5 protein-coding genes are annotated in these 12,302 nt (G+C 66.8%); all 5 read left to right on the top strand.

What is annotated here, in order from left to right; translation table 11 throughout:
• Positions 1-31: 31 nt before the first annotated feature.
• Positions 32-604: a TetR/AcrR family transcriptional regulator gene (locus ACSNN7_RS06715; protein ID WP_436679768.1), complete on the top strand. Its 573-nt coding sequence runs from the start codon at positions 32-34 to the stop codon at positions 602-604.
• Between the two features lie 129 nt (positions 605-733).
• On the top strand, positions 734-1,432 hold the full coding sequence (locus tag ACSNN7_RS06710) for an HAD family hydrolase (protein WP_436679767.1): 699 nt from the start codon (positions 734-736) through the stop codon (positions 1,430-1,432).
• A gap of 28 nt (positions 1,433-1,460) precedes the next feature.
• The gene (locus ACSNN7_RS06705; protein ID WP_436679766.1) at positions 1,461-2,252 is read left to right on the top strand and encodes a DUF4184 family protein; all 792 of its coding nucleotides are present in this window, start codon (positions 1,461-1,463) and stop codon (positions 2,250-2,252) included.
• Between the two features lie 468 nt (positions 2,253-2,720).
• Positions 2,721-3,422: a L,D-transpeptidase family protein gene (locus ACSNN7_RS06700; RefSeq protein ID WP_436679765.1), complete on the top strand. Its 702-nt coding sequence runs from the start codon at positions 2,721-2,723 to the stop codon at positions 3,420-3,422.
• A 200-nt stretch (positions 3,423-3,622) separates the two neighbouring features.
• Positions 3,623-12,298, top strand: a complete 8,676-nt coding sequence (locus ACSNN7_RS06695; RefSeq protein ID WP_436679764.1) for a DNRLRE domain-containing protein — start codon at positions 3,623-3,625, stop codon at positions 12,296-12,298.
• Positions 12,299-12,302: the final 4 nt, after the last annotated feature.

The raw sequence follows: 12,302 nt of genomic DNA, 5'->3' as shown, positions 1-12,302 counted from the left end.
ACCACCGGTCACCCTCGCTAGCATCGACCGGGTGTCGCCCACCGACGACCCGGACGCCGAGCCGGCCGAGCGCACCCGCGTCGTCGCGGCCGCCCGGCAACTGGCCGAGGCCGAGGGCTGGGCGGCGGTGACCCGCCGCCGGCTGGCCGAGCGGACCGGCATCGACATCGAGGCGCTGTACCGCCGCTTCCCGGACCCGGCGGCGCTGATGGCCGCCGTCGCGCTGCGCGGCTTCGCCGACCTGGCGGCCGCCCTCGCCGCCGCCCGGGCCACCGCCGGCGACGACGGCGCCTGGCCGGCCGTGGTGACGGCCTACCTGGACTTCGCCTACGCCAACCCCGAGGTGTACGACGCGATGCTGGCGCACACCTCGGACCTCACCCTGGGCCGGGACCCGGCGCCCGGTGCCCCGCACGCCGCCTTCACCGAACTGCGTGCCGCGCTGGCGCCGCTGGCCGCCGGCCGCGACCCCGACACCCTCGCCGAGATCGGCTGGGCCCTCCTGCACGGCACGGTCATGCTGACCCGCGGCGGCCGGCTGCGCCCCGACACCCAGGAGCAGCGGGAGGAGCTGATCGCGGTCCGGCTGCTGGACGGGCCGTGACCGGTCCGGGTGCCCGCCGGCCGCGACGTCGACCCCGCCCTGCCGGGCGTCACGAACCGGGGTAACCCGGATGACCCGGGCGGCGGCGCGCAGTAGCGTGTCCCGGACGCCGGAAACGGAAGGGGACCCATGGAACAGCGGCGGGACGCGGCGGTGCTCGTCTTCGACGCCGACGACACGCTCTGGGAGAACAACGTCCTCTTCGAGCGGGTGATCGACGACTTCCTCGACTGGCTGGACCACCCGACGCTGGACCGGACGCAGATCCGGGCCGTGCTCGACGACATCGAACGCGCCAACGCGGTCGCCCACGGGTACGGCAGCAAGGTCTTCCTGCGCAGCCTCGGGGAGTGTCTGGAGCGGCTGCGCGAGCGGCCCGCCACCGAGCGGGAGCGCCGCCAGATCGACGAGCTGGCCGCGGCGCTCGTCGCCCACCAGGTGGAGCTGATGCCCGGCGTCGCCGACACCCTGGACGCCCTGGCCGGCCGGTACGACCTGCTGTTGCTGACCAAGGGTCAACGGGAGGAGCAGCAGCGCAAGCTCGACGCCTGCGGGCTGCTGCACCACTTCGACGCCGCGCACATCGTGATGGAGAAGGACGCCGGCACCTACCGCTGGCTGGCCCGGGAGCACGGCTTCGACCCGGCCCGCGCCTGGATGATCGGCAACTCCCCGAAGTCCGACATCCTGCCCGCCCGGGCCGCCGGGATGAACGCGGTCTACATCCCGAACGACAACACCTGGGTGCTGGAGCAGGACGAGATGGACCCCACCGACGAGGGTGTGCTGCGCCTGAAGGAGTTCACCGACCTGCTTCAGCACTTCTGAGCGGGCGCCGGACGGTAACGTCCGGTCCGTGCCCCTGACGTTCCCCTCGCACCTGGCGCCGGTGCTGCCGCTGAAGATGTGGCGACCGCGCTGGTTCGACGGGGTCGCGCTGGCCACCGGCGCGGTGGCGCCGGACGTCTCCTACCTGTTCACCCGCACCCGCTTCGACCTGGGCATGGCCCCGCACACCATGGGCGGGCTGCTCTGGTGGGGCCTGCCGGTCGCGCTGGTGTACGCCTGGATCGTGCGCCGCACGGTGGCCGGGATCGCGGTGCACCTGCCCGCCGCACGGCTGTTCGCCTGGCGGGACTACGCGGCCCTCGGCACGGTCCGGCACCCGTGGCAGGTCACCGTCTGCTCGGCGCTGATCGGGGCGGCCAGCCACGTGGCCTGGGACCGGGCCACCCACACCGAGCGCTGGCTTCGCCTGGTCGGGATCGACGACTTCGCCGCGCACACCGGCATGCCCTGGTGGGTCTTCGCCGACCTGGTCAGCACCGCGGCCGGCGGCGCGTTCGTGGTCGCGCTCGCGCTGCGGGCAGCCCACCGGGGTGAGATCTTCCAGGGGGTACGCCCGCCCGCGCCGACGGCGCGCCCCGCCGTCTTCTGGGCGGTGGCCCTGGCGGTCACCGCCGCCGGGGCGACCGTGCTGCCGCTGCTGCCGGCCGCCACCGTGCCCGCCCCGGCCGGGGTACGGCTGCTGCATCTGGCGGCGCTCGCGCTCATCGCCGGCGCCGCGGCGGCGGGAGCGCTCTCCGCCGCCCGGACGGCGGGAAGCCGGACGGGTCGCTCCGAGGAGAAACAGCGTCAGTCCGGCTGACCGCGTTACGCGGACATGCCGCTTTTCAGGATTGGTATCAATCACATTCGCCGGGGCCCGGAAATGCTTGTCCGGATGGCGACGGGATGCCTAATCTGGCCCCGCGTTCACGGCTCTTCGGGGTGAGTCGGGAACGCACCGAAGTCCGGTAGTTGGGCACCGTGGAGCTGAGTGCAGGCGGGCCGGCTCGCCGTGCTGAGCCCGGCGTGGGCGACGTGCCACGCCCGCCGTGCTCGCATCGGCGATTCCGCTACCACACCGGACGGCTGGTGGTCAGGGCCGGGGAGTTGCGGACCCGGTCCTGACCCGCCCGCCAAAACTGTTTCCGCGTCGATCCCTCTGCTCCACCGGAAAGAGAAAGCGTCGGACGCGTCTCCCGCGTTACATCGACCCGCCGAAATTGTGCGACGAGATCCGTCACCATTTCCGGGACACCGCGGAGACGGCCGGGATGCCATCATCTGGCGAATGGAACCGACACCTCTCGCCGGCGGCCCCGCCGGGACGACGACGGGCCGGCCGACGCCGATCCCGCCGCCCAACCGCGCCTCCCGGTTGACCACCCTGCCCGCCGCGACCACCCAGGTGGTCGTCGTGACCGGCGAGAGCTACAGCACCACCTACGCCACCCTGGAGACGTTCCACAAGGTCGGCGGTCACTGGGTGGCGGTGTCGAGGCCACTGCCGGCCCGGATCGGCTCCAAGGGCTTCAGCGACAACCACCTGGAGGGCGTGCCGACCACCCCCACCGGGGTCTACTCCTTCGGCCCGACCATGTACGGCATCGGCGTCAACCCCGGCGTGCGCTACCCCTACCACCAGGTGGTGCAGTACGACTGGTGGAACGAGAACCCGAACTCGCCCGCGTACAACACCTTCCAGCACACCACCACCAACCCGGGCGGCTACAGCGAGGCGCTCTGGACGGAGAAGCCGGCGTACACCCACTTCGCCGTGATCACCTACAACATGACGCCGAACGTGGCCAAGCCCGTCCCCGGCGCCGGCAGCGGGATCTTCCTGCACGAGTACAGCACCTCCAGCGGCAACCCCACCGCCGGCTGCGTGAGCATGTCGCACGCCAACCTGGTCTCGGTGCTGAAGTGGCTCGACCCGGCGCGCTCGCCGCGCATCGTCATCAGCCCCGTGCAGAACCTCGGCCGCTACTAGCCCTCGATCACCTCGCGAGCCCCCGGCATCCACGCCGGGGGCTCGTTCCGTCGGGCACCTCATCGCCCGGTCACCGGGAGATACCTCAGCGATAGCTACCCGCGTATCGGCCGTTCCTAACCTCCACCCGACGTGTCTGTCGATGGACCGGAGGGTAACGGGTGAAGAAACGATCACGAGGTCCCCTTGTCGGGGGACTGGTGCTGGCCCTGGTGGCGACACTCGGCGGGATGGAGGCGCTGCCGGACGACGAGCCCGGCACCGCCACCGTGCCGACGGCCACCGCCACCGAGGAGGAAGGCTTCCTCTCCAAGCTGGGCAGCGCCGCGCGTGGCCTGGTCGACCCCGGGCCCCGCAAGGCCCGGCCCGAGGTGGTCGGCGCCGGCCTGGCGATGAGTGAGAAGCCGCCCGCGGCGAAGAAGTGGCCGCCGCAGAAGCGGGTCAGGGAACTCACCGGCAAGCGGACGGCGAACAGCCGGACCTACCAGCTCTCGGACGGGCGTACCCAGTCGGAGATCTCGGCGACGCCGCTGCACTACCGCGACGCCAAGGGCAAGCTCCAGCCGATCGATACCACGGTTCGCCCGATCACCGAGAAGGGCTACGTCCAGGGCAACCGCACCAACGCCTTCACCAGCCTCTTCGGCGACAGCTCCGACGAGCTGGCCCGCTTCGAGCAGGACGGCCGCAGCATCGAGCTGGGCCTGGCCGGCGCCGCCAAGAGCGTCACGCCGAAGGTCTCCGGCTCCACGGTCACCTACCCCGGGCTCGCCGGGGGTGCCGACATCGTCTACGACGTCACCTCCACCGCACTCAAGGAAAAGATCGTCCTGCACCGCGCCCCGGCCGGGCCGGCGTCGTACACCTTCACCCTCGACACCGCCGGTCTCACCGCGCAGCAGCGGGCGGACGGCTCGATCGCGTTCGTCCCGCGCGCGGGCGGCGAGCCGGCGTTCGTCATGCCGGCGCCGTTCATGTACGACGCCAAGGACGACAAGGCGTCCCCGGTCGGCAAGGTTTGGAGCGACAAGGTCACCCAGACGGTGACCCAGTCCGGCGGCCGGTCGACCGTCACCGTCACGGCGGACGCCGGCTGGCTCGCCGACCCCGCCCGGGTCTACCCGGTGGTCGTCGACCCGACCATCAAGGTCCAGCCGGTGCCGACCGACGCCCAGGACGTGCAGATCTACTCCGCCGACCCCACCCACGCGTACGGGCAGGACACCATCAAGTGGCCGCTGCACGTGGGCACGTCGGGCAGCGGCAAGTGGCGCTCGCTGGTCAAGTTCGACACCAGCTCCATTCCGGCGAACACCGCGGTCGACGACGCGCGTCTGGAGATGTACTACTCCCAGACGCACACCGCCTGGCAGTACGACGTGCCGATCGAGGCGCGCCGGGTCACCGCGGCCTGGGACGAGGACACGGCGACCTGGAACAGCATCTCCGGCAGCGTCGACACCGGTCCCGCCGGCAACTTCGTCTCGGTCGACGACGGCAACACCGGGTCCTCGGCCCAGGGGACCTGGACGGCGTCGACGAGCACGCTGACTTCGGAGGCGGTCGGCACCGACTACCGGGTGAACCAGGACGCGGTCGCAGGGGAGACCTACACCTGGACGCCGACTCTGACCGAGTCCGGCGACTACAAGGTCGAGGTGCACTACGTCGGCGCGTCCGACCGGACCGACACCGCGAAGTACACGGTCCACTCGTCCGGCGGTAAGCAGACGCCCTACACGATCGATCAGCGCACGCCGGCCAGCAAGGGCGCCTGGAAGACCCTCGGCATTCACCACTTCGACGCCGGCACCACCGGCAAGGTCGTGCTCAGCGACGTGGCCAACGAGGTCGTGATCGCCGACGCCGTGCGCTTCAGCAAGCAGGGCGCGGTGAAGGACACGGCCAAGTCCGGCGCATGGCTGTCGTTCCCGGTCCGCAGCGTGGTGCAGCAGTGGGTCAACAGGACCCAGCCCAACCACGGTTTCTCGCTGCAGGCCAAGGACGAGGCGACCCTCGGCCGGGGCGGTCCGATCTTCGAGGCGTCCGAGTACGCCTACCTGAACGACCGGCGGGACTACAACCTGCCCAAGCTCATCGTCACCTGGGGCCGCCCGGGTGTGGCGGTCAACCCGCCGGACACGGTCACCTCGACCGGCGCCCTGCTCACCTGGCCCGCCTACAGCGACCCGACCCCGACCACCACTGACAACGACGACATCGCCGAGTACCAGGTGCACCGCAGCGTGCACCAGAACTTCACCCCGTCGGCCGAGACGCTGATCGCGCCGGTGTCGTCGGCGACGCGGTCGTACCAGGACACCACGGCGGTGCCCACGGCGGCGGACAACACCGACCCGATGGCGCGGAAGTTCTACTACTACATGGTCGCGGTCAAGACCCGGAGCGGGCAGCTCTTCGCCGGCCCGACTCAGCCGGTGATGCTGCCGAAGGCCGGCCAGATCACCCGGATCTACCGGACCGGTGTCACCGACACGACCCTGGCGCAGGGCCGGTCGACCGAGAACGTCGACGTCTACGACGGCGACCCCTACGTCAGCCCCGGCAACAACTCCACCTACTACGGCGACACCCGCGGTCTGGTGAAGTTCCCGGCGCTGGCCGGCATCCCGACGAACGCCCAGATCGTCGATGCCGACCTGCGGATGTACAACACGTACCTGTACCCCGGCACGGACCGGGACGAGTACGTGGACGTCTACCGCCTGACCAAGGGCTTCACCGAGACGAAGGCGACCTGGAACAGCTACGACGGCACCAACCTGTGGAGCACGCCCGGCGGTGACTACGACACCAGCTGGAAGGCGAGCTTCAACGGGTTCAGCAACGACCCCGAGTGGGAGACCTGGGACGTCACCACCGCGGTGAAGGGCTGGTACGCCACTCCGGCCAGCAACTACGGCTTCCTGCTGCGCCAGCGGGACGAGGTCAACCAGACCGCGCGAGCCATGCTGCTCTCCTCCGAGGGTGAGGAGCCGCTGCTGCGGCCGACGCTGGAGGTGACCTACCTCGAGCAGACCGCCGAGTCGACGTACTACGCGGCCTCGACGCCGCAGACGCTGACGCCGAACGCCACGTACACCCTCCCGGTGACGGTGTCGAACCCGACGCTGGCGGCGTGGAACACCACCGACTGGGAGCTGTCCTACGACTGGAAGCGGTACAACGCGGCGGGTGTCCTGGAGGACGTCCCCGACGAGACCTACGAGCTGCGCACCGCCCTGCCGAAGAACGTGGTGGCCAGCGGCACGGTCGAGGTCAACGCGCAGGTGAAGACCCCGCCGTCGTCGACCGACGGCAACAAGCGCACCGAGTACGTCCTCAGCTGGGACCTGCGCAACAAGCTCAACGGCACGAAGCTGTCCTCGTCCTCGGTCATCAAGGGCCTGCCGCAGAACGTGGCGGTGGAGGAGCCGACCTCCGACCAGCTCGGCCTGGAGAAGTTCTACTCGTACGCGGGCAAGAACACCGGCGCCGGCGGCACCCTGATGAACAACCTGTACGCCGGCAACACCGTCTGGTCGTACAACGCGCTCAACAACCCGTCGCGGGGCCTGTCGACGTTCGTGCGGATGTCGTACAACTCGTTGGACACCAGCGACTCGGTCGCCGGTTTCGGCTGGTCACTGCAGGCGTCGTCGATGATGCGCCTGGGCACCCCGCTGGACTTCCACCCCAACCCGAACCCGACGAAGGTCACCCTGACCGACGGCGACGGGACCAGCCACTGGTTCACCTGGGACGCGGCCACCAACGAGTGGAAGAGCCCCAAGGGCGTCAACCTCTACCTGGAAAAGGTCACCGCGCTCGACTGCAAGCCGAACACGCAGGAGCGGCGGGCCTGGCGGCTGACCAAGCCGGACCGGACCCAGTTCTACTACGACTGCGAGGGTTTCCTCTCCAGCGTGGTGGACAACAACGGCAACGAGATGCTCTTCACCTACGAGGAGCGCAAGAGCAACAACAAGCCGACCAAGTTCCTGCGCTACCTCACGGACGCGGCCGGCCGGAAGACCCTGACCATCGACTACTACGCCAAGGGTCAGGCTTACGACTACATCAACGACACCACCTGGGCGCGGACGTCGGCGACCAACCTGACCAACCCGAAGATCATCGACCACGTCTCGCAGATCACCGACATCTCGGGGCGCAAGCTGACCTTCACGTACACCGACAAGGGTCTGCTCGGTGAGCTGATCGACGGCGCCGGCTCCACCAACGGCGCGCCGAAGGTGTTCAAGTTCCGCTACGACATGACGCAGGGGAACAAGAACGTCAAGCTCGTCAAGGTCACCGACCCGCGCGGCAACGCCACCGACCTGACCTACCACTACCCGCAGACCGGCGACGACCCGAAGTGGCACTGGCGGACCAAGTCCTACACCGACCGCCTCGGACACCCGACCCAGTTCGGCTACGTCGACCCGGACGCCACCAACAACATCCGCACGACGATCACCGACGCGGAGAACCACGCGACGGCCTACCTGCAGGACGGCTACGGCCGGCCGATCGAGACCACCAACGCCAAGAGCGAGACCACCAAACTCGGCTGGGACGACGACCACAACGTCACCCGGATCGAGGAGGCCAACGGCGCGGTCTCGACCTGGACGTACGACGCTAAGACCGGTTACCCCACCGAGATCAAGGACGCCGAGGCGGTCAAGAACGGCACGTCGGGCACCGTGCTGGCCTACCAGCGCCAGCTCAACGGATACGTCGCCGACCTGACCGAGAAGACCAGCCCCGAGGAACGCAAGCACACCTTCGGGTACGAGGCCGACGGTGACCTGGCCTGGGTGGTCGACCCGATGGGCAACACCACGGCGGATCCGGAGGACTACAAGACGTCCTACACGTACGACGCGTGGGGCCAGCAGCTGACGGCCAAGGACGCCAACGACAACGTCACCACCAACAGTAGCTTCGATGCGAACGGCTACCCGCAGACCATCACCGACGCGGAGACCCGGGCCACGAAGTTCGTCTACGACGTGCGCGGCAACGTCCTCAAGGTCACCGACGCGCTGAATCACGACACCACGCAGACGTACGACACCTTCGGCCGTCCGCTGGAAAACAGGGTGGCCAAAGACCAGGCCGCCGGTGAGTGGATCACCACGTTGGCGCCCAAGTACGACCAGAACGACAACGTCTACGAGTCGTATGCGCCAAACGGGGCCGTCACAAAGGCGTTCTACGACAAAGCGGACCAGCTCGACTACACGCTGGACCCAGTCGACATCACGGGTGATCCGGAGCGGAAGACCTCGTATACCTACGACAAGGTCGGCAATCTTCGGACCACTACCGAACCAATGGGCAACCTGACTACCACGGTCGGGGACTACACCACCACCAACGGCTACGACGAGATCTACCAGCTCATCAGCGTCACCAACGCCAAGAGCGAGAAGATCACCTACGAGTACAACAACGTCGGTGATGTCCGGAAGGTGGTCGACCCGCGGAAGAACGCCACCGCCGATCCCCTCGACTACACCACCCTCTATGAATATGACAAGGCGCACCGAGTTACCAAGATTACGGACGCGTTGGGCAAGTTCATCACCACTAGGTACGACCGAGACGGCGTGGTGATAACCACAATCGACCAGCTCGGCAACACCACCGAGATCACCCTCGACGCGCGGGGCAAGCCGAGCCAAATGAAAGTTCCGCACAAGAACGACGCGGGCACCATCACCTACCGCACCACCAAGCACGAGTACGACGAGGTCGGCAACCAGACCAGGGTGATCAGCCCGCGGGGCGTGGCCACCACGGACGACCCGGACGACTTCGCCACGGTCAACGTCTACGACAAGCTGAACCGGGTCAAGGAGAGCCGCACCGCTTACGACAAGGATGACTCCCGCTACACCACGGCGGACGTCACCACCTACGAGTACGACGAGGTCGGGCGACTCAAGATCCTGTCGGCGCCGCCATCGGCGGGTGAGTCGGTCCGGAACAACACCACGTACACGTACTTCGACAACGGCTGGACGAAGACCAGCAGCGACCCGTGGGACATCGTCACCGCCTACGAGTACGACGACCTCGGCGCCAAAACCACGCGGACGCTGACTCCGGCCGGTGAGGATCCATTGAACTCGACGGCCAATCGGACGATGAGCTGGACTTACCACCCGGACGGAAAGCTGAAGTCCCGCGCGGACAACGGTGTGCCGGTCGGCAAGCAGGTGGTGCTGGTCGACAACTCCGACTTCAACAACACCACCGCCACCGGCACCTGGACCGCCGCCACCACGGCCGGCAACAAGTACGGCACCAACTACGTCACCCGGCCGGCGGGGACCGGCGCGAACACCTTCACCTGGCAGTTGAACGTGCCGCAGGCCGGCACGTACCAGGTCTTCGCCCGCTACCCGACGGTCACCGGCGCGGCCACCGACGCGAAGTACACGGTGAGTCACGGCGGTGGCAATACGCCGAAGACGGTCAACCAGACCACCGGCGCCGGCACCTGGGTCAGCCTCGGCTCGTACAACTTCATCGAGGGCAATAGCCACAAGGTGTCGCTGTCTGACCAAGCTACCGGCACGATCGTGGCGGACGCAGTCAAGATGGTCCGCGACAACACCGGTGCAACTGACGACGAGCGACAGGAATACGACTACCGGTACGACCCCAACGGCAACCTCAAGACCGTCACCGACTCATCACCCAATACCCCGGTCGACACCTACACTATCGACTACACGAGCTTGAACCAGGTGCAAACGGTCACCGAAAGCAAGTCCGGGGCAGAAAAGAACACCACCTCGTTCACCTACAACGAGAACAGCGCTCCGCTGACCACGACCCACAAGAAGCAGTACTCGGCCTTCGAGTATGACGCGCGCGATCTGGTCTCGAAGGTCACCAATGGCAAAACACCGACCGACCCAGACAAGAAGACCACCACCTTCACGTACACCGACCGCAGCGAGAAACTCAAAGAGACGAAGGGCAACGGCAACACAGTCGAGCACGCGTACTACCTGGATGGGCTGCTTAAGTACCAGGCCGAGAAGAAGCCGAACGGGGTGATTGTCTCCGAGCACTCCATGTACTACGACCTAAACGGCAACCGCATTAAGGACGTCAACAAGAAGATGCGCGCGGACGACCATTCCGCGTACATCTTCAACAGCACGGAGAACACCTACGACCCGCGTGACCGGCTCGTGTCGATGACCAAGACGGGCGACACGCCCGGCGCCGAGACCTATGTTCATGACGCCAACAACAACGTCATCGACCAGACCGTTAATGACACGAGGACCATTTACAACTACGACCGTAACCGGTTGTTGACGGCTGCCACGGGGGGCGCCACCGCTTCCTACAACTACGATCCGTTCGGTCGACTGGACACGGTGACTGCCGCAGGTCAGGTGATCGAGCGAAAGGTGTACGACGGTTTCGATCACGTCATCGAGAACCGTAAGAAGTCCAGCACGGGTACCTCGACGACGAAGTACACGTTTGACCCCTTGGACCGGACGACGACGAAGACGACGGACGTCGGCGGTGTCAAGGAGAAAATGACCGCATTTAACTACCTCGGGCTGTCGACGGACGTCCTGAATGAGGAGGTCGCGGGCAAGGTCACCAAGTCGTACCAGTACTCGCCGTGGGGCCAGAGGCTCTCGCAAGTTACCCACAAGGATGACGGCAGCGAGGAGGACGCCTACTACGGCTACAACCCGCACACCGACGTCGAGCAGTTGACCGACGAGACAGGCAACACCAGGGCGACGTACGGCTACACCGCCTACGGCAAGAACAATGAGGCCGAATTTACTGGCATCGACAAGCCCGAAGCCAGCGACCCGACGAAGGAGCCGTACAACTCCTACCGCTTTAACTCTAAGCGCTGGGACCAGAACTCCGAGTCATATGACATGGGTTTCCGCGACTACAGTCCGGGCCTAAACCGATTCCTTGCCCGCGACAGCTACAACGGTGCCCTTGCGGACATGAACCTCGGGCTCAACGCTTGGACCGGAAATCGGTACGCGTTCGGTGGTGGAAACCCGATCAGCTCGGTCGAATTGGACGGGCATGACTTCTGGGGCAACCTCGGTGAGTTCGTAGCTGGCGCCCAGGATGGCTGGGAAAACTGGGGCTCGGACACCGCCAGCGGCATAGTTTCCTTCGTGAAGGATCCTGTCGGGGCTTTTAAGGGGATGGCCGAGGAGTCGATCAACTGGAGCCAGAAGTACGGGCAAGTCCCGGGTACGCCCGGAGGGAATACCATCGGATGGGGCTGCACACTTACCGGCGCCTGTGAGATCTACGAGAACATCAAGGCCGGCAAGTACTATGAAGCGGGTTACCAGACCGGCGGGATGGGTCCGGACCTGGTCCTCGGCGCAGCTACAATGGGGAGCAGTGCCGGAATTTCATTAAGCATAAAGGGCTTGCGGACCGCCGCGAAGGCAGGGAGCCCGGACCCTGACTGGCCCAATGGGCTGCCGGTCAAGGCGGGAACGGCATTGCCGGAAAACCCGATCGACCTTGTGCCGTCATATGCTTCGCGCCGTAATCTCACACCTCACTCGAACGGTGGAGCGCAGTATGGTGTGGAATACAGTTGGCGTCAGGATGGTCAACGGATTCGTGTTCGCATCCACGGTCCGGACGGAACTGCACCCATCGGGTCGAACGCCGCGAGTGGGGTAACGTACCGGGTCCAGATCGGGCAGCGCTTCATGGACAAGAACGGGAACCTGTACCCGAGCAAGGTGCACAACCCCAAGAGCCCGAACTATAATCCAGAGGCGGCGAATGCAACTCACATCCCCTGGCCGGCTGGTGTTCCCTATCCTTGGAGTTGACCGA

Source organism: Micromonospora sp. URMC 105 (assembly GCF_051386295.1).
In the GTDB taxonomy this organism is placed as follows: Bacteria; Actinomycetota; Actinomycetes; order Mycobacteriales; family Micromonosporaceae; genus Micromonospora.
The sequence above is the reverse complement of the archived record's forward strand: the minus strand, read 5'-3'. Positions and strand labels throughout refer to the sequence as shown.